The organism is Bacteroides sp. OM05-10AA, assembly GCF_003439055.1.
Classification (GTDB): domain Bacteria; phylum Bacteroidota; class Bacteroidia; order Bacteroidales; family Bacteroidaceae; genus Bacteroides; species Bacteroides intestinigallinarum.
The window spans coordinates 14084-34546 of the sequence record NZ_QSUR01000001.1; the positions used below are offsets into that span (position 1 = coordinate 14084).

Consider the following 20463-nt stretch of genomic DNA (forward strand, 5'->3'; position numbering starts at 1 on the left):
CTTACTATGGTGCGATTTTCTATCTTTCTTTTAGTGATGCTGATATCTGTTTCCCTTTCCGCGCAGAAGAAAACAATGAGCTGGGGAGATCAAGGGAACGGGACGTACGTTAATCCTATTTTGAATGCGGATTACTCTGATCCGGATGTGATTCGGGTAGGAGAGAAATATTATATGATCTGTTCCGATTTTCATTATTTGGGCATGCAGGTTCTGGAGTCGGATGATATGGTAAACTGGAAAGTGATTACTCAAATCTATTCCCGTTTTTTCCATGATGACTGGAATCATAATAAGAGATACGGAGCCGGTTCGTGGGCACCCTCTTTACGTTTTCATGATGATAAATATTGGATGTTTGTCTGTACTCCTCATGAGGGGCTGTTGATGAGCTATGCGACAGATCCTAAAGGTCCGTGGTCGCCGCTGCATGTGGTTGAGGCTGCCGAAAGGTGGGAAGATCCATGTCCTTTGTGGGATGATAACGGAGAAGCTTATTTAGGGCGTAGCCAGTGGGGAGGGGGACCTATTATCGTTCACCGTATGAGTCCGGACGGCAGAAAATTGTTGGATGAAGGAGTCACGGTTTATACCGGACCGGTTGCAGAAGGTACAAAGTTTTATAAGATGAACGGATATTATTATATCAGTATTCCAGAAGGTGGGGTGAGCACCGGTTGGCAGACAATCTTGAGGTCAAAGAACATCTATGGACCTTATGAGAAGAAAGTCGTATTAGAACAAGGTACTACCAACGTAAACGGTCCTCATCAGGGAGCCCTGGTAGATACCCCTTCCGGTGAATGGTGGTTCTATCATTTTCAGGCGACGGAACCTCTGGGACGTGTCGTACATCTTCAACCGGTTTGCTGGAAAGAAGATTGGCCTATGATCGGAGTTGATATAGATATGAACGGTATCGGTGAACCTGTGCGCACTTGGACAAAACCGGACATAAACAAGATGTCTGATCGATTCTTACCCCAAACGGATGATGATTTCTCAACGGAAAAGCTGGGATATCAGTGGCAATTTAATCATAATCCGGATGATGAAAACTGGAGCTTGTCTGAACGTAAAGGCTGGATGATGATTCGTTCGACCAAAGCGAAAAAACTGCGTGAAGCACGTAACATGATGACACAGAAATGTATGGGATACATCAGTGAAGCTGTAACGGAACTAGACATCAAGCAAATAGCCGACGGGCAACGTGCAGGAATATTGGGAATCGGCAATGTATTCAATGGGGCGGGGATAACGCGCATCAAAGGAAAAAATTATGTATATTTGGAGCAGAATGGGGTAGCAAAGACTATTTGTGAATGGAAGAGCAACAGGATATTTCTGAAGGCTCGTTTCAATGTTCCGGAGAATCTTCATCAATTCTATTATAGTGCGAATGGAAAGGACTTTACGGCCTGTGGTGATTTATATTCGTTGCATAGTGGAGACTGGAAAGGTATTCGTACAGGCATTTACTCCTATAATGTGAATGATGAGAGGGGGAAAGTGTTCTTTAATAGTTTTATTTATCGCATGGATGACTTTAATTAGTATGAGTAAGATGAAAAGGAGATTTATACTATTACTACTACTGTGTATTGCCCATATGGGTGGGTATGCAAAGATTACTTTGCCTGGTTATTTTGCGGACAACATGGTGCTGCAACAACAAACTAAAGTTCTTATTAGCGGACAATCTTCAGGAAAAGGTTTCGTTGAACTAAGAGTGGGTTGGGATAAAAAAGTGTATAAGGCAGATATTGGCATAGGCGGTGAATGGAGTATAGAAGTGGAGACTCCCAAGGCCGGTGGTCCCTATGATATAGTTCTATCTGACGGCGAGGAGTGTTTTTTGCATAATGTACTGATCGGTGAGGTTTGGCTTTGTTCCGGACAGTCAAATATGGAAATGCCGCTTGCCGGCTGGGGTAAGGTTATGAATTATGAGAAGGAAATAGCAGAAGCCGATTATCCGTATATCCGGTTGTTTCAAGTTAAAAAAGAAACCTCATTGACTCCTAGAAAGAATTTGGCTTCTACTATGGGAGGTTGGAAGGAATGCTCTCCCACAGTGATTCCAAACTTCTCGGCAGTCGGTTATTTCTTTGCACGTAACCTATGGAGAGAGTTGGGCGTGCCGATTGGAGTGATTGATTGCACGTGGGGTGGAACCCCTGCGGAAGGGTGGGAAAGTTATGATGCGATGAAAAAGATACTAGGATTTAGCAAAGAAGTGGAAAATGCCCAAACGCTAAAGTTTAATGCAGATCTGCTAAGGAAGAAATATGACGAGGATAGAAAGGAATGGCAACAAAATTTGAATGACGCCGACAGAGGTTATTCGGGTAACCGGAGTCTTTGGACACTATCCGGCTATCCGGACGAGAATTGGACTACCATGTCTCTGCCCGGATATTGGGAAAACAAAGGAATGAGTAATTTTGACGGCATTGTATGGTTTCGTAAGACCATTGACATACCGGCAGACTGGAGTGGAAAACAGTTAAAATTGAGACTGGGTATGATTGATGACGAAGATGTCACCTATTTTAATGGGGTTGAGATAGCTCGTGGGTATGGATACAACTCACCACGTGAATATACTGTCCCCGCTGAATGGGTGAAAACGGGGCAGGCGGTCATTACAGTTCGTGTTTCAGACTTTGGGGGAGAAGGTGGAATTCATGGGCAACCGGAGGATTTGTGGATCTCTTGCAGTGAAGCGGATAAGATTCCGTTGGCTGGAGAATGGAGATATAAGATTGGGGTTTCTATGAAAGAAGTTCCGCGTGTTCCGCTGTCACCGGTTGATAATGCCAGTTATCCGGCTGCAATTTACAATGCAATGGTGAATCCGTTGATACATTTTCCTGTGAAGGGAGTTATTTGGTATCAGGGAGAAGCCAATGTGGGACGTGCTGCTGAATATACAGACTTGTTTCAGTCGTTGATTCAAGACTGGCGCGATAAATGGCAAAACTCGGAGATGCCTTTTTACTTCGTCCAGCTAGCTAGTTATTTGGAACGTAAGGAGATACAGCCGGATTCGGAATGGGCTGCTTTGCGGGAAGCACAAAGTAAAGCATTACATCTATGTAATACAGGAATGGCAGTAGCCATTGATATTGGTGACGCTAACGACATTCATCCCAAAAACAAACAGGAAGTGGGACGCCGTCTGTCCTTGCTTGCTTTACAGAAAACGTATGGCAAAGGGAAAGTAACGGATATCATGTCTTATAAGGATTATGTTGTTGAGAAAGGCATAGTCCGTTTGATGTTCAAAGGCAATACCAAAGGATTCCAACCCTCGGATCTTCTGACTGGATTTACAATTGCAGGTGCAGATCATGTGTTCTATCCAGCAAAGGTGGAGATAAAAGGGGATGAATTATTGGTTTGGTCGCCGGACGTCTCCAATCCGGTAGCTGTGCGCTATGGTTGGGCTGATAACCCAGATTGTAATTTATATGATAGAACAGGACTGCCAGTTGCTCCTTTTAGGACAGATTGTTGGTAATATTTTACTTTCATTATTTAGTTAATAAAGCCTGTTGTGAGAGAACGCTGACAGGCTTTTTGCTATTTGTCAACAGATGAGGGTTGTAGAGTGAAGTTGGTGGCTTGTAGTAATAGAAAATAAAAAGGATGGCAAAATGAGAAACTATCTTCTTCCGTCAGCTCCCCACATCATTTTGCTGCGGAGCGTGTCGAAGAAAATATGATTAAAACGTTTCACCACCTTTACGCTGTAATCTGCCCGGCGAATGGTTAGTTGAGTCGTTTCTTTGCAGGTTTCGCTCCTTCCGTCAATGGCGACAAGGAAGTTGTGACTTCTGCTTTCCACATCTAATGTAATCTCCCAATCATCCCGGATAACGATAGGGCGGACGTTGAGGCTATGCGGAGCCACCGGAGTAATGGCGACCGTATTGGAATGAGGAACCATAATTGGACCTCCTACACTCAAAGAGTAGGCTGTGGAGCCTGTCGGAGTGGCAATTACTAACCCGTCAGCTTGATAAGTATTCAGATACGCACCATTGATTGCTGTTCGGATACTAATCATTGAGGAACTGTCCCGTTTGAGAATAGCTATTTCGTTGAGGGCATAAGGGGAATCCTGGAGATGCTTCTCGTCACAAATGAGTTGAAGTACACTTCGTTCCTCTACACTATATCTTCCGGCTTGGATTTCATCGAATGTTTCCTCCATTTCTTCCGGAGAAATATCAGCTAGAAACCCTAGACGTCCTGTGTTAATTCCCAAAATAGGAATTCCTTTCCTTCCTACACGGCGGGCAGCTTTCAGAAATGTGCCGTCGCCTCCGATGCTGATTACCATATCGGCTGTAAAATCATCACCGTCGAATAAATAATCGGCTTCTATTTCCATTTTTAGATCTGCAGTCAAGAATTGATAGAACTCTCTGCACATACAAATCTCTGCTCCCTGTCTCTTTAGAAGTTGAAACAGGGTAACAGCATGAAAAGACTTTTTGGCTTGATAAGTATTTCCGAAAATGGCAAATTTCATAAGCAACATCATTAGTTCAGGATGCAAATTTGGCATTTTTTTCCGAGATAGCCAATCTGTTTGCGAATATTCAACAGGATGATGGAATGAAAGTGAATGAAATCTTCATAGCGCTTTTTTCTTTTAGTACAATGATTTGCATATGAGCACAAATTCGCGTCCTATTTCTCTGAAAGTGGCGTGTATTTCTTCTTCTGAATAACCTTGCGCATGAAGGTTGCTCACATGGGTAGGATAACCAACAAGCTCTGTTCTTATCGTACCATCTTCATTGTCGTAACAATATCGGAGTTCTATGCCGGTTGCTTTATGAGTGCCGGATCTGTTTTCCGTATCAAACATCCATCCGCTTATCACACTGTTATAGGTCTGGATTCGTTCCTTCTTTAGTGCCGGACAGTCTTTAAATAATTCATCATTTAATGAAATGTTTTGATAAAGAAAGGTTGCATTTTCCAGTTGTGTACATCCGCAAAAAGCATGTTTCCCGATTTGGATAACCGACTTGGGTAAGATAATCTCTTTCAAATTGCTGCATCCCTGAAAAGCGGATTCTCCGATAGAACACACTCCTTCAGGTATTTTTATATATTCAAGACTGGTGACATTGGAGAAAGCAGAATCAGAAATGGACACTACGCTGTTCGGAATGTAATAACTTTCAAGGTTTTGGGGAGCTTTAAGAAGTATTCTTTTATCGGGAGTGTATTCTACTCCCATGTCATCGGTTATTATATCAATGGTTAGCTCGTGTTCTTTTATTAATTGGTACAAATATTTATTTATCACTATATGGGATAGTTTTTCCTTCAAATTTTGTATGCGTTCATTACCTTCAGGATATGAGGTTTGTTGGAGTGAGTTTAATACTTCTGTCATACTGCTCATCCCCATATCAGACAGTGATAAATGTTCTTCTTCTATCATGGGAATGAAGCTCGAAAACATTTCTTCTCTTCCCAGTAAATAAAAGGACTGTTTATCGTTTCCGTTCAGGATCTCATAAACCGTGTTGATGACGGTTTGTAGATGCTCCAGTCTATCCCGGATCATATGGAAAAACGATGAAAGACATTCATTGGATTCTATCTGTAGTTCTTGCAAATAATAGTCGGATAAAGTGGAAGCATACGCATTGAAAATCTTTTTCCCCTTAAAGAGCCGGGTGATGATATTCATTTTCTTCCATTCTTGTGTCAAGTCTTCAATTCCGGGCATTATGCTTTCTTCTATTTTTCTTTTTGTTGCATCACTGTCGGAGTAAGCAGCTTGTTCTTTGTTTTTACAGTACAAACTAAGATACTCAACAAAAAGTCGTATGTGTTCTAAGGAGTACTTCCCGCTACTCCATTGTTCATATAGCCACTGGTCTATCTCATCGCGCTTATGAAAAGAATTGGCGAGGTACTGTCTTTTATAATCTTGGCAGAAGTTGTGGATTCCTTTCTTCTTATATTGATCACGGAAATAGCTTTCACACCGAGCATGGAATTCATCCATGAGGCAGGACTTATTTTTATAAATCTGGATAACTTCTTCTTTGAAGTATTGAAATGTCTGCAGGAAATCATTGGCAGGCGATAAGGATAAACCATTGCTGCTTTCTTTGGGAGCGGGAAAAGGTAATTGAGAATCGTCCAAGCCTATTGCGGACAAGTTTTCAAGCATCTTCTCTATGTCTTCAGGAGGAGGTTTTGTATTGCCTTCCCCATATAAAAGTGATTGTGAACCACTGTTTACGATGGCTTGCAGGATTATGCTGTTTACCAGACTGTTAATATTGACCTTGATGTTGTCATTGGCTTGATCCATATGCTTTTCTATTTTGGTATAACAAAAACGAGAGAGCTACAAAAGTATGTTTTTCCCATGGTAAAAGAATTGTTTTTCAGGCTTTAACATAATTTATTATCGTAGGTTTTTTCCCATTTAATGAGTGAAAATGAAAAATCTTCTTTAAGATTCTACTTTAAATAACCAAAAAAGAACCTATAATGCGTTTCGTATTATTAGGCAACTAATAATAATATTTGTATTTTTGCGGCAAATATAACGTAGAACTATGACTAAATTAAGTGTAAACATAAACAAGATCGCTACACTAAGAAATGCTCGCGGGGGAAATGTGCCCGATGTAGTAAAGGTAGCGCTTGATTGTGAATCTTTTGGTGCTGATGGTATCACCGTTCATCCCCGCCCTGACGAGCGTCACATTCGTCGTTCAGATGTATATGATTTGCGTCCTCTGTTGCGGACTGAATTCAATATTGAAGGTTATCCGTCCCCGGAATTTATTGACTTGGTGTTGAAAGTAAAACCTCATCAGGTTACTCTAGTTCCCGATGATCCTTCACAGATCACCTCCAATTCCGGTTGGGATACGAAAGCAAATCAGGAATTCCTGACGGAAGTTCTCGATCAGTTTAACAGTGCCGGCATTCGTACTTCCGTTTTTGTGGCAGCTGATCCTGAAATGGTGGAATATGCGGCAAAAGCAGGGGCGGATCGCGTCGAACTGTATACTGAACCTTATGCAACGGATTATCCGAAGAATCCGGAAGCAGCTATCGCTCCTTTTATCGAAGCTGCAAAGACTGCCCGTAAACTGGGGATCGGATTGAACGCCGGTCATGATTTAAGTCTGGTGAATTTAAATTATTTCTATAAAAACATTCCTTGGGTGGATGAAGTGTCTATCGGACATGCGTTGATTAGCGATGCACTGTATCTGGGACTCGAACGTACCATTCAGGAATATAAAAACTGTCTACGCTCATGAATGCAATGATCTTGTTAGCCCAAGGGGCTATGAATATGGCCGACTCACTGGCTACTGCCAACCCCGTGCTGACGGAGGTAAACGCTCCGGAAATGAACATGCTTGATATGGCTATCAAGGGCGGATGGATTATGATTGTACTAGGTGTACTGTCAGTTTTCTGCTTCTATATCCTGTTTGAACGTAACTACATGATTCGCAAAGCAGGAAAAGAGGACCCCATGTTTATGGAACGGATTAAAGACTATATTCATAGTGGAGAGATCAAAGCGGCTATTAACTATTGCCGCACGATGAATACCCCTTCAGCACGTATGATAGAAAAAGGAATCAGCCGTCTGGGGCGCCCTATTAACGATGTGCAGGTAGCTATTGAGAATGTGGGTAATATTGAAGTTGCAAAGTTGGAAAAAGGACTGACTGTGATGGCAACTATTTCCGGAGGTGCTCCAATGCTCGGATTTCTCGGTACGGTGACCGGTATGGTACGTGCTTTCTACGAAATGGCCAATGCCGGAAGTGGAAACATTGATATCACTTTGCTTTCGGGAGGTATCTATGAAGCTATGATTACAACGGTCGGTGGTCTGATTGTTGGTATCATCGCTATGTTTGCCTACAATTATCTGGTGATGCTGGTAGACCGTGTGGTAAATAAAATGGAATCTCGTACAATGGAGTTCATGGACTTGTTGAACGAGCCTGCAAAATAATTGGCAGATGGGATTAAAAAGAAGAAATAGAGTATCGCCCAATTTCAGTATGGCCTCCATGACGGACGTCATCTTCCTGTTGTTGATATTCTTTATGATAACCTCTACGGTGGTGTCGCCCAATGCCATAAAGGTATTGTTGCCTCAAGGCAAGCAGCAGACTTCGGCCAAACCGCTGACAAGAGTGGTTATCGATAAGGACTTGAATTTCTATGCCGCTTTCGGCAATGAAAAAGAGCAGCCGGTGGCGTTGAACGATCTGACCTCTTTTTTGCAGAGTTGTGCAGAGAAGGAACCGGAAATGTATGTGGCATTGTATGCTGATGAATCGGTACCTTACCGTGAGATTGTAAGGGTATTGAACATTGCAAACGAGAATCATTTTAAGATGGTGCTGGCTACCCGCCCGCCTGAAAATAAATAAGGAACAATGGACAGAAGAAAAAAGGGTGAATACATAGGAGCGCTCGGTGCACTGTTGGTGCATGTGGCAGTGATTGCTCTTTTGATTCTGGTGAGCTTTACTGTCCCCCAACCGGATGAAGATGCTGGTGGAGTGCCTGTGATGCTGGGGAATGTGGATGCAGCGAGCGGCTTTGATGATCCTTCTCTGGTAGATGTGGATATCATGGATGAAGATGCGGCAGCACCGCCTGCGGAAACAGAACCGCAACTCCCTTCTGAACAGGATTTACTGACACAGACTGAAGAGGAAACGGTCACTTTGAAACCTAAGACGGAAGAACCGAAAAAAGAGACGGTGAAACCTAAAGAGGTGGTCAAGCCGAAAGAACCGGTGAAGAAGCCGGAAAAAACGGAAGCGGAAAAAGCTGCAGAAGCGAAACGACTGGCGGAGGAAAAAGCGGAACGTGAACGCAAAGCTGCCGAAGAGGCCGCTAAAAAGAGAGTAGCCGGTGCGTTCGGAAAAGGAGCGCAAATGACGGGTAATAAGGGTACGGCAACCAGTGGTACGGGAACCGAAGGTAGTAAAGAAGGTAATTCTTCTACCGGAGCGAAAACCGGAACTGGTGGTTATGGAACATTTGACCTTGGCGGACGTTCTTTAGGTACGGGTAGTTTGCCGAAGCCTGCATATAACGTGCAGGAAGAAGGACGTGTAGTGGTGAATATCACCGTGAATCCCGCAGGACAAGTAGTGTCGACCAGCATTAGCCCTCAAACGAACACTGTAAATTCTGCTTTACGTAAGGCGGCAGAGGATGCAGCTAAGAAAGCCCGTTTTAATACGATCGATGGAGTGAATAACCAGACAGGGACAATCACTTATTATTTTAACTTGAGATAGTATCATTAACCAAATATATTAAGCATTATGGGAACTGTATACGCTTTTTTTGCAGATGGTTTTGAAGAAATTGAAGCCTTTACTGCTATTGACACGTTGAGACGTGCCGGACTGAATGTAGAAATCGTATCCGTTACACCGGATGAAATTGTAGTAGGAGCACATGATGTATCTGTTCTTTGCGATATCAATTTCGAGAATTGTGATTTCTTCGATGCTGAACTTTTGTTGTTGCCGGGAGGAATGCCGGGAGCTGCTACACTTGACAAGCACGAAGGGCTGCGTAAATTGATCCTTGATTTTGCTGCAAAAGGTAAACCTATTGCTGCCATTTGTGCTGCTCCGATGGTGCTGGGTAAACTGGGACTGCTGAAAGGGAAGAAGGCCACCTGTTATCCGAGTTTTGAACAATATCTGGATGGTGCCGAATGTGTAAATACACATGTCGTACGTGATGGAAACATTATTACGGGTATGGGACCGGGTGCCGCTATGGAATTTGCCTTGGCGATCGTTGATCTGTTGGTAGGTAAAGAAAAAGTAGACGAACTGGTAGAAGCGATGTGCGTTAAACGCTAAACCGCCCATGAAGAAATATGTAATCATTGTCGCCGGTGGAAAGGGCTTGCGAATGGGAAGTGATCTCCCCAAACAATTCCTTCCCATGGGTGATAAACCTGTGTTAATGCATACCCTGGAAGTCTTCAGGAGATATGACGAGACGCTTCAAATCATATTAGTACTTCCGCAGGAGCAACAACGTTTCTGGAAGCAACTTTGCGATGAACATCATTTTACGGTGAAACATGTCCTTGCAGAAGGAGGTGAAACACGTTTCCATTCCGTAAAGAACGGGCTGGCACTGGTGCAAGAGCCGGGATTGGTGGGAGTGCATGATGGAGTACGCCCGTTTGTATCAGTAGAAGTGATTCGCCGTTGTTATGAGTTGGCAGAGGTGCAAAAAGCAGTGATTCCTGTGGTGGATGTAGTAGAGACGCTTCGCCATTTGACAGATGCAGGAAGTGAAACAGTCAGCCGGATTGATTACAAACTGGTGCAAACGCCGCAAGTGTTTGATGTAGAGTTGCTGAAACAAGCCTATGCCCAGGAATTTACCCCCTTCTTTACAGATGATGCTTCCGTTGTGGAAGCGATGGGAATGCCCGTTTATCTGGCAGAGGGCAACCGTGAAAATATAAAAATAACAACTCCTTTCGATTTAAAAGTAGGGAGTGCTCTTTTATAAATGTTCGATTTAGCCACACGCGACATAAAATTTATCTCCGGTGTAGGCCCTCAAAAAGCCGCTGTATTAAATAAGGAGTTGGAAATCTACTCCTTGCACGATTTAATTTATTATTTCCCTTATAAATATATTGACCGGAGCCGCATCTATTACATTCATGAAATAGATGGCAATATGCCGTATATCCAGTTGAAAGGAGAAATCCTCGGTTTCGAGACCATTGGTGAAGGACGGCAGCGCCGTCTGACAGCGCATTTCTCGGATGGTACAGGAGTCGTGGATTTGGTGTGGTTTCAAGGTATAAAGTATATCTTGGGAAAGTATAAACTCCACGAGGAATATATCATTTTCGGCAAACCGACAGTTTTCAACGGACGTATCAATGTGGCGCATCCTGATGTAGACAAACCGGATGATTTGAAACTTTCCTCGGTGGGGCTGCAACCTTATTACAGTACGACGGAGAAGATGAAACGCAGTTTCCTCAACTCTCACGCGATTGAGAAGATGATGGCAACGGTGATTCAGCAGATACAGGAGCCTCTATCTGAAACACTTTCTCCCAAGTTGCTGACGGAGCATCATTTGATGCCTTTGACGGAAGCGCTCCGGAATATCCACTTTCCGACCAATCCCGATGTCCTCCGTCGGGCACAATACCGTCTTAAATTTGAAGAACTGTTCTATGTTCAGTTAAACATTCTCCGATATGCCAAAGACAGGCAGAAAAGGTATCGTGGATACATCTTTGAAAAAGTGGGAGATGTGTTCAATACATTTTATACAAAGAATCTTCCTTTCCAACTGACGGGTGCGCAGAAACGGGTATTGAAAGAGATACGGAACGATGTCGGCAGTGGCAGACAGATGAATCGGCTTTTGCAGGGAGATGTAGGAAGCGGAAAAACACTGGTTGCCTTGATGAGTATGCTGCTGGCATTGGATAATGGCTATCAGGCTTGTATGATGGCACCTACCGAAATCCTGGCAAACCAGCACTACGAAACCATCAAGGAATTGCTTTTTGGCATGGATATTCGTGTTGAGCTATTGACAGGTTCTATTAAAGGAAAAAGGAGAGAAGCAATTCTGACTGGATTGCTGACCGGAGATGTGCAGATATTAATAGGAACACATGCAGTTATTGAAGATACTGTCAATTTCTCTTCTTTAGGTTTCGTTGTGATTGACGAACAACATCGCTTTGGTGTGGCTCAACGTGCCCGTCTTTGGAGTAAGAATGTTCAACCTCCGCATGTACTTGTAATGACTGCTACTCCCATTCCCCGTACGTTGGCGATGACTTTGTACGGTGATTTGGACGTGTCTGTTATCGATGAACTTCCACCCGGAAGAAAACCGATAACTACCATCCATCAATTCGACAATCGCCGGGAAAGCATGTATCGTTCGGTACGTAAGCAGATCGACGAAGGACGCCAGGTTTATATTGTCTATCCGCTGATTAAAGAGAGCGAAAAGATTGATTTGAAGAATCTTGAAGAAGGGTATCAGCATATTCTGGAAGAGTTTCCGAAGTGTACGGTTTGTAAAGTGCATGGCAAAATGAAACCTGCCGAGAAAGAGGAGCAAATGCAGCTTTTTGTCTCGGGGAAAGCGCAGATCATGGTAGCTACCACCGTCATTGAAGTGGGAGTGAATGTTCCGAATGCTTCGGTGATGATTATTGAAAATGCAGAACGTTTCGGGTTATCACAGTTACATCAGTTACGCGGTCGGGTAGGGCGTGGAGCAGAACAGTCTTATTGTATTCTGGTGACGAATTACAAGTTGACGGAGGATACCCGGAAACGATTGGAAATCATGGTGCGCACCAATGATGGCTTTGAAATAGCAGAAGCCGATTTGAAATTGCGTGGTCCCGGTGATCTTGAAGGTACACAGCAAAGCGGTATCGCTTTCGATTTGAAGATCGCGGATATTGTCCGTGATGGTCAATTGTTGCAATACGTTCGTGCTATAGCTGAAAGCATTGTAGAACAAGACCCTGCAGCGCAAAGTCCGGAGAACGAAATCTTATGGCGACAGCTTAAAGCCTTACGGAAAACGAATGTTAACTGGGCTGCCATAAGCTGAAAAACGGTTAAACATGCAGTTTATTTGCGTAAATGTGTTGCAAAACATGTTTTGGCTCTATCCTCCCTATTTATAGGCGTTTAACGCCCCAGTTTTTCCCTCTCTTCGTACTAAGCATCTGAAAAATAGTTAATAACTCTCTTGCTCTTTCATAGGAAAATACTACCTTTGGAAGAATTTTTTTAGTAAATGTATTGTTTAACCATTTGCAAAGTCGAGTATTATGCTTGAAAAAACGCTGGTCATTTTAAAACCGTGTACCCTTCAACGGGGATTGGTCGGTGAGATTACTCATCGCTTTGAACGTAAAGGATTACGGTTGGCTGGCATGAAGATGATGCAACTGACTGATGAACTGTTAAGCGAACATTATGCCCACCTTAGCGGCAAACCTTTCTTTCAGCGTGTGAAAGATTCTATGATGACAGCTCCTGTCATTGTTTGTTGTTTCGAAGGTGTGGATGCTATTCAAACAGTCCGTACGTTGGCGGGACCGACTAATGGACGTTTAGCTGCTCCGGGCACCATTCGTGGGGATTACAGTATGAGCTTTCAAGAGAATATAGTTCATGCATCCGATTCTCCGGAGACTGCAGCTATTGAATTAACGAGATTTTTTAAACCGGAAGAAATATTCGATTACAAGCAGGCGACATTTGACTACCTGTATGCAAACGACGAATATTAATTGAATTGACAAAGAACGAATGAATTTTAGCATTATTAAAACAGGATTGGTCGCTGTTGCGGCTATGGTCAGTCTGAACTCTTTCTCGCAAGACCTGATTGCCCGCCAAGCACCGATAGACAAGAAATTAAAATCAGTAGACTCTTTGGCCTTGCAGAAGCAAATCCGCGCCGAACAGTCCGAATATCCCGCCCTAAGTCTTTATCCAAACTGGAACAACCAGTATGTGCATGCTTACGGAAATGCTATTATCCCTGAAACGTATACAATCGACCTGACTGGTTTTCATATGCCAACTCCGAGTACTAAAATTACTTCGCCGTTCGGCCCTCGTTGGAGAAGAATGCATAATGGTCTCGACTTGAAGGTTAACATCGGTGATACAATTGTTGCTGCTTTTGACGGTAAAGTGCGTATCGTAAAATATGAGCGTAGAGGATATGGAAAATATGTCGTTATCCGCCATGATAATGGATTGGAAACTGTGTATGGACACTTGTCAAAACAATTGGTGGAAGAAAACCAACTGGTGAAAGCTGGAGAAGTAATCGGATTGGGTGGTAACACCGGACGTTCTACAGGTTCGCATCTTCATTTCGAAACCCGCTTCCTGGGAATTGCCATTAATCCGATTTATATGTTCGACTTCCCGAAACAGGATATCGTTGCCGATACTTATACATTCCGTAAAGCAAAAGGTGTGAAACGTGCAGGCTCTCATGATACCCAAGTAGCTGACGGTGCTATCCGTTATCACAAGGTGAAGAGTGGCGATACATTGTCCCGCATTGCTAAGTTGCGCGGCGTATCAGTCAGCACACTTTGCAAACTGAACCGCATCAAACCGACCACGACTTTGCGTATCGGACAGGTTTTGCGTTGTTCATAAGAAAATATAGCTTATAAAACAGTAATACAATATCTTTAGAAGAGGGCACTTTAATATAATTTAGAGTGCCCTCTTTCTGTTTTTACTTAATTATTGTTACCTTTGCGCACTATTTGGAAGAAGATGAAAGATACCAAGCAACAATTTGAACATGTCATCGCTTTGTGCCGTGACTTATTTTCCAAGAAGCTGCACGATTACGGGCCTGCATGGCGTATCCTGCGTCCGGCTTCGGTGACTGACCAGATTTTTATTAAAGCCAATCGGATTCGTAGTATTGAAACCAAAGGAGTGACCTTGATTGACGAGGGAATCCGTGCTGAGTTTATTGCGATTGTCAATTATGGCATTGTCGGACTCATCCAGTTGGAACTGGGTTATGCCGAGTCTGCCGACATCAGCAATGAAGAAGCGATGGCTTTATACGATAAGTATGCAAAAGAGGCATTAGACCTGATGCTTGCCAAAAACCATGATTATGATGAAGCTTGGCGGAGCATGCGTGTCAGCTCTTACACAGACTTGATCTTGATGAAGATTTACCGTACCAAGCAGATTGAGAGCCTGGCCGGCAACACATTGGTGTCAGAGGGAATTGATGCCAATTATATGGATATGATTAATTACTCTGTTTTCGGACTGATTAAGATAGAATTTGAAGGATAAGAACTTACATATCATTCAGGAGGTAGTGGCGAATACGTGTCGCTTTCTTTTGGCGGCATCGTTCATCTTTTCCGGATTTGTAAAGGCAGTTGATCCACTGGGGTTCCAGTATAAGATACAGGATTATCTGACCGCATTCGGAATAGCTTCTTGGTTCCCTTCATTCTTCCCTTTATTGGGAGGTATCATCTTGTCAGCCATTGAGTTTTTTATCGGTATCTCCTTATTCTTTGCTACCAGGAGAACGTTGGCTACTTCATTGGCTTTGATGCTGATGATTTTTATGACACCACTGACCTTGTATCTTGCCATCTTTGATCCGGTTTCGGACTGTGGTTGTTTTGGAGATGCCTGGGTGTTGACAAACTGGGAGACATTCGGTAAGAATATAATTCTGCTGTTTGCAGCAATGATGGCTTTCCGCCACAGGAGGATGCTGATCCGTTTTATCAGTGTGAAGATGGAGTGGCTGGTTTCTCTCTATACGCTGTTCTTTGTATTTACTTTGTCGTTCTATTGTCTGGACCGTCTGCCAGTTTTAGACTTTCGTCCTTACAAGATCGGAAAGAATATTCTGGAAGGGATGACAATGCCCGAAGGAGCGAAACCGAGTGTATATGAAAGCATCTTTATCTTGGAAAAGAACGGAGAGAAGAAAGAATTTACGTTGGATAACTATCCGGATAGTACCTGGACATTTGTCGACACACGGACAATTCTGAAGGAAAAAGGATATGAACCGGCTATTCACGATTTCTCTATGATTGATCTGAATACGGGTGAAGATATAACAGACGATGTATTGACGGATATAGGATACACCTTCTTGTTGGTTGCCCATCGGATTGAAGAGGCGGATGATAGTAACATTGATTTGATTAATGAGATATATGACTATTCGGTGGAGCATGGCTATAAATTTTACTGCCTCACTTCTTCACCGGAAGAACAGATCGAATTGTGGAAGGATAAGACGGGAGCTGAATATCCTTTCTGTCAGATGGATGATATTACATTAAAGACAATGGTTCGTTCCAATCCGGGATTGATACTGATTAAGAACGGAACAATCTTGAATAAATGGAGCGATGAGGATATACCGGATGAATATGTGCTGACGGACAAGCTGGAAAATCTGCCGTTAGGAAAACAGAAAGTGAGCAGTGACACTCATACGGTGGGATATGTATTCTTATGGTTTGTTATTCCGTTGTTGCTAGTGCTTGGGGTGGATGTTTTGGTCGTTCGCCGCAGAGAACGGAAAAACGCGAAGCGGAAGCAACAAGAGGAAGAGATGAAAAACAAAGAATTAAAAGCGGAGAATTCGAAAATAGAAGAACAAGAATAAAAAAATAAATGATAACGAGCGGCCTCTGTAACGAACGCTAATCCCGATCGTTCAATTGTCAATCGTGAAATCGTAAATTTATTAACCCTTTAAAATAAAAAACAAAATGAGAAAGAACATTGTTGCAGGAAACTGGAAAATGAACAAAACCCTTCAAGAGGGCATCGCTTTGGCTAAAGAATTGAACGAAGCATTGGCTAACGAAAAGCCTAACTGTGATGTAATCATCTGTACTCCGTTCATCCACTTGGCTTCTGTTACTCCGTTGGTAGACGCTGCAAAGATCGGTGTAGGTGCTGAAAACTGTGCAGATAAAGCATCAGGTGCATATACAGGTGAAGTTTCAGCTGAAATGGTTGCTTCTACAGGTGCAAAATATGTAATTTTGGGACACTCTGAACGTCGTGCATACTACGGTGAAACAGTTGCTATCCTTGAAGAAAAAGTGAAATTGGCTTTGGCTAACGGTCTGACTCCGATTTTCTGTATTGGTGAAGTGTTGGAAGAACGCGAAGCTAACAAGCAGAACGAAGTGGTAGCTGCACAGATGGAATCTGTATTCTCTCTGTCTGCTGAAGACTTCTCTAAGATTATATTGGCTTACGAACCAGTTTGGGCTATCGGCACAGGTAAAACAGCTTCTCCTGAACAAGCACAGGAAATCCATGCTTTCATCCGTTCTATCGTTGCTGACAAGTATGGCAAAGAAATCGCAGACAATACTTCTATCCTTTACGGTGGTAGCTGTAAACCTTCTAACGCTAAAGAACTGTTCTCTAACCCGGACGTTGATGGTGGTTTGATTGGTGGTGCTGCTTTGAAAGTATCTGATTTCAAGGGTATCATTGATGCCTTCAATTAAATGATAGTTGATAAATGATAGTTGATAGTTGCTATGCAGTATAGCTTGCTATCGACTATCGTTTATTTTTCAACTATCATTCTCCAACTATCATTTATCATTTATCAACTATTTAATAATGAAGGTTTTACTTACCCTATTGTTTGTTTTGACAGCTACTTTTGCGCAAGCGCAAAGTATTATCAAGAGTCTGGAACGTAACATTCCGGGGCAAGGAAAGGTGACTATCCATCAAGATCCCCGCATTGAGGCTCTGATAGGTATGGAACGTCCTGCAACAGGTGAACAGAAAGTAATAAAGACTTCCGGGTTCAGAATCCAGGCGTATGCCGGTAACAATACTCGTCAGGCGAAGAATGATGCTTATCATGTAGCATCGCGTGTGAAAGAGTATTTTCCTGAATTGACGGTATATACTTCGTTCAATCCACCTCGTTGGCTTTGTCGTGTAGGTGATTTCCGTAGCATTGAAGAAGCGGATGCAATGATGCGTCGGTTGAAAGCTACCGGTGTGTTCAAAGAGGTTTCTATTGTAAGAGACCAGATCAATATTCCTTTATAATTGTATCATGTTAGAAAAAGAAGAAATTGTTTCTCCGAATCTGGAGGAGTTGAAGAGTCATTATCGTAGTATTATAACTTTGTTGGGTGAAGATGCCGAAAGGGAAGGGTTATTGAAAACTCCGGAACGGGTGGCTAAGGCGATGTTAAGTTTGACGAAAGGGTATCACATGGACCCTCACGAAGTGCTTCGCTCTGCTAAATTCCAGGAAGAATATAGTCAGATGGTGATTGTAAAAGATATCGATTTCTTCTCTCTTTGCGAACATCACATGTTGCCGTTCTACGGAAAGGCGCACGTGGCTTATATTCCTAATGGCTATATCACAGGGTTGAGTAAGATTGCCCGTGTAGTCGATATATTCTCTCATCGTCTGCAAGTGCAGGAACGCATGACACTGCAAATCAAAGAGTGCATTCAGGAAACGCTGAATCCATTGGGAGTAATGGTGGTGGTGGAAGCCAAACACATGTGTATGCAGATGCGTGGTGTAGAAAAACAAAACTCTATTACTACTACTTCTGACTTTACCGGAGCTTTCAATCAGGCAAAGACTCGTGAAGAGTTTATGAATCTGATTCAACACGGAAGAGTATAATCCGTTTTCTACTTACTAAACAAATAAGCTTATCGTAAAACGACGCGATCTCCCAACCGTTTTGCCATGATGCTTTGTACGGTTCTCAACTCATTATAGCGTTGCATAAGTGAGTCGCATTTCTCATTATCATGGGCAAGAGCAGGATCTTGTAGGGCATAAAGCATGTGCTTTAATTCTTCTGTTACGATTGCATACTTGAAGTTAATCATTAACATCGGCACCAGTTCATAGAGCCGCTCTTCATCCGTCACGATCTTTTGGGACTTGGAGTGATATTTGCTAAGCTGATAACGCACATTAATCAAGTCTACACTCAATTTACTGATTACCGGATCAGGATGTGCCAGGAAATAACGTTCGGCAATGAAGTTGGAATCGTGCATGTGTGCAGCAGCTTCCGATAACATTTGGCGGTGCAGCGGATTATGGAAGGCTAACTCATCTTCTTTCAGATCATTAACCACATATTCTATGACGGTTACCGGAATTTCATTTCCTTCTTCATCGGTCAGGTTACACATGATTTTCTCTCCATAACGAACTACCGCCTGTAATATCAGTCGCTCGAATTTGTAGAATTCCTGCCCTTCCTTTCCTTCCTGTGGAATAAAGGAGGCATAACTGTCTTCCTGCAGAGCAGGAGGAACATCTGTATATCCGCCATCCACTTCAGGAGGTAACGGAATATCTCCATTAGGCATTGGAACATTTTCAGGAGATGTGCTGCCCTGTGACATCATAGCTGTTCTTTCAGCCATCCGGCGTTCCCGTTCCGTTTGCTCGGCTCGCTTCTCTGCTTGAGTTTCCCGCCTTTTGGCAACTTCCGATACAAGCAGTTTGTCTTCTACATGAAGTAGTTGGGCACATTCTTTGATATAAACATCTCTAACAATCGCTTCCGGAATGACAGAGATACTTTGTACCAGGTTACCAATCAGTTCCGCACGCTTGATAGGGTCTTTTCCTGCATCCTCCAGCAACAAGTTTGTCTTGAAGCGGATAAAGTCCGTTTCATGTTCCGAGATAAAGGCTTGAAATTCCGTAGAGTTATGTTTACGGGCAAAAGAGTCCGGGTCGTCTCCATCGGGAAGAAGACAGACCTTGATGTTCATCCCTTCTTCCAATAACATATCAATTCCCCGGATAGAAGCCTTGATACCTGCTGCGTCACCGTCATAAAGCACTGTCATATTGTTGGTGAACCGGTGGATCATACGGATTTGTCCTGGCGTGAGGGCTGTTCCCGAAGAAGCAACCACATTCTCTATGCCGGATTGATGCATGGAGATCACATCCGTATATCCTTCAACTAAAAAACAACGGTCCTGCTTTACAATAGCCTGTTTGGCGAAATATATACCGTATAATTCGTTACTTTTGTGGTAAATTTCCGATTCGGGCGAATTGACGTATTTAACTTTAACCCCTTTCGTTGCACTGGCAAGTACACGTCCGCCAAAAGCCACCACTTTGCCGGAAAGCGTATGGACAGGGAAAATAACACGTCCCCAAAAACGATCCCGTAACCGGTGATCATCCGTTTCATAACAAAGTCCGGTTTTTACCAGATACTCTTTCTTATATCCTTTTTGGATTGCCTCTTTGGAAAATGCATCATGACTTTCGGTACAGTAACCTAACTGAAATTTCTCAATAATGTCATCGCGAAAGCCACGATTACGGAAATAGGCCATACCGATGCTACGGCCGTCTATATGATTCTTTAGTATATTCTGGAAATAATCGCGTGCAAAGTTATTGACAATAAACAGACTTTCACGTTCGCTTTGCACAAACTTCTCCTCGTCGCTTAATTCCCGTTCCTTGATTTCGATATTATATTTCTTGGCAAGGTACTTCAATGCTTCCGGATAAGACATCTGCTCGTGCTCCATAATGAAATGCACGGCATTTCCACCTTTTCCACAAGCAAAACATTTGCATAATCCTTTAGCGGGAGAGACATAAAAAGAAGGAGTTTTATCACTGTGGAACGGACACAAACCGACGTAATTGACACCACGTTTGCGCAGGGTGACAAAGTCAGAAACGACATCCATAATTTGTGCCGCGTCCAATATCCGGTCTATGGTAATTTGATCTATCATTCTTTCTCCTGTGAATCCGTTTTTGCGGATACAAAGGTACACATAAAAAAATCCC

19 protein-coding genes are annotated in these 20463 nt (G+C 43.0%); 16 read left to right on the top strand and 3 right to left on the bottom strand.

The annotated features are described in order from the left end of the window. Positions 1-6 precede the first annotated feature (6 nt). Positions 7-1557 (top strand): glycoside hydrolase 43 family protein, encoded by a 1551-nt coding sequence (locus DXB58_RS00055; protein ID WP_122135514.1) that lies wholly within the window; start codon positions 7-9, stop codon positions 1555-1557. Between the two features lie 10 nt (positions 1558-1567). Next, positions 1568-3526, top strand: a complete 1959-nt coding sequence (locus tag DXB58_RS00060) for a sialate O-acetylesterase (protein WP_122135681.1) — start codon at positions 1568-1570, stop codon at positions 3524-3526. Between the two features lie 144 nt (positions 3527-3670). Here DXB58_RS00060 and DXB58_RS00065 read toward each other — a convergent pair whose 3' ends face one another. Both DXB58_RS00065 and DXB58_RS00070 read right to left on the bottom strand, forming a co-directional pair. Beyond that, a complete protein-coding gene (locus DXB58_RS00065) occupies positions 3671-4579 on the bottom strand; it encodes an NAD kinase (RefSeq protein ID WP_122135515.1) in 909 nt (302 codons plus the stop codon). An 87-nt stretch (positions 4580-4666) separates the two neighbouring features. Next, on the bottom strand, positions 4667-6355 hold the full coding sequence (locus DXB58_RS00070) for a leucine-rich repeat domain-containing protein (RefSeq protein WP_122135516.1): 1689 nt from the start codon (positions 6353-6355) through the stop codon (positions 4667-4669). A 250-nt stretch (positions 6356-6605) separates the two neighbouring features. Here DXB58_RS00070 and DXB58_RS00075 point away from each other — a divergent pair, with 250 nt between their 5' ends. The 14 genes from DXB58_RS00075 to folE all read left to right on the top strand — a co-directional run bounded on the left by DXB58_RS00075 (position 6606) and on the right by folE (position 18297). After that, complete coding sequence (locus DXB58_RS00075) at positions 6606-7322, top strand: pyridoxine 5'-phosphate synthase (RefSeq protein WP_004297247.1); 717 nt, start codon at positions 6606-6608, stop codon at positions 7320-7322. Further along, positions 7319-8035, top strand: coding sequence for a MotA/TolQ/ExbB proton channel family protein (locus DXB58_RS00080; RefSeq protein WP_122135517.1), 717 nt, complete (start codon positions 7319-7321; stop codon positions 8033-8035). The genes DXB58_RS00075 and DXB58_RS00080 overlap by 4 nt, the downstream gene beginning before the upstream one ends. Positions 8036-8042: 7 nt before the next feature. Continuing rightward, a complete protein-coding gene (locus DXB58_RS00085) occupies positions 8043-8459 on the top strand; it encodes a biopolymer transporter ExbD (protein ID WP_004305499.1) in 417 nt (138 codons plus the stop codon). 6 nt (positions 8460-8465) lie between these two features. Beyond that, complete coding sequence (locus DXB58_RS00090; RefSeq protein ID WP_122135518.1) at positions 8466-9341, top strand: cell envelope integrity protein TolA; 876 nt, start codon at positions 8466-8468, stop codon at positions 9339-9341. Between the two features lie 27 nt (positions 9342-9368). After that, positions 9369-9920 carry a DJ-1 family glyoxalase III gene (locus DXB58_RS00095; protein WP_117934574.1) on the top strand — a complete coding sequence of 184 codons (552 nt, stop codon included), beginning with the start codon at positions 9369-9371 and terminating at the stop codon, positions 9918-9920. Between the two features lie 7 nt (positions 9921-9927). After that, complete coding sequence (locus DXB58_RS00100) at positions 9928-10587, top strand: 2-C-methyl-D-erythritol 4-phosphate cytidylyltransferase (protein WP_122135519.1); 660 nt, start codon at positions 9928-9930, stop codon at positions 10585-10587. Continuing rightward, positions 10588-12684, top strand: a complete 2097-nt coding sequence (recG, locus tag DXB58_RS00105) for an ATP-dependent DNA helicase RecG (protein ID WP_122135520.1) — start codon at positions 10588-10590, stop codon at positions 12682-12684. Positions 12685-12907: 223 nt separating this feature from the next. Next, complete coding sequence (gene ndk, locus DXB58_RS00110) at positions 12908-13372, top strand: nucleoside-diphosphate kinase (protein WP_122135521.1); 465 nt, start codon at positions 12908-12910, stop codon at positions 13370-13372. Positions 13373-13391: 19 nt separating this feature from the next. Continuing rightward, positions 13392-14261 (top strand): peptidoglycan DD-metalloendopeptidase family protein, encoded by an 870-nt coding sequence (locus DXB58_RS00115; protein ID WP_122135522.1) that lies wholly within the window; start codon positions 13392-13394, stop codon positions 14259-14261. Positions 14262-14384: 123 nt separating this feature from the next. Next, positions 14385-14927, top strand: a complete 543-nt coding sequence (locus tag DXB58_RS00120) for a DUF1599 domain-containing protein (RefSeq protein WP_004297257.1) — start codon at positions 14385-14387, stop codon at positions 14925-14927. Next, positions 14917-16275, top strand: a complete 1359-nt coding sequence (locus DXB58_RS00125; RefSeq protein WP_122135523.1) for a BT_3928 family protein — start codon at positions 14917-14919, stop codon at positions 16273-16275. Before DXB58_RS00120 ends, DXB58_RS00125 begins: the two co-directional genes overlap by 11 nt. A gap of 106 nt (positions 16276-16381) precedes the next feature. Next, the gene (gene tpiA, locus DXB58_RS00130) at positions 16382-17137 is read left to right on the top strand and encodes a triose-phosphate isomerase (RefSeq protein ID WP_122135524.1); all 756 of its coding nucleotides are present in this window, start codon (positions 16382-16384) and stop codon (positions 17135-17137) included. Between the two features lie 118 nt (positions 17138-17255). Then, on the top strand, positions 17256-17699 hold the full coding sequence (locus DXB58_RS00135; RefSeq protein ID WP_004297260.1) for an SPOR domain-containing protein: 444 nt from the start codon (positions 17256-17258) through the stop codon (positions 17697-17699). Between the two features lie 7 nt (positions 17700-17706). Continuing rightward, a complete protein-coding gene (folE, locus tag DXB58_RS00140; protein WP_004297261.1) occupies positions 17707-18297 on the top strand; it encodes a GTP cyclohydrolase I FolE in 591 nt (196 codons plus the stop codon). Positions 18298-18326: 29 nt separating this feature from the next. On the opposite strand, the gene dnaG is transcribed toward folE, so the two are convergent. Next, entirely contained in the window at positions 18327-20408 is a 2082-nt protein-coding gene (gene dnaG, locus DXB58_RS00145; RefSeq protein WP_122135525.1) for a DNA primase, read from the bottom strand. Between the last annotated feature and the right edge of the window lie 55 nt (positions 20409-20463).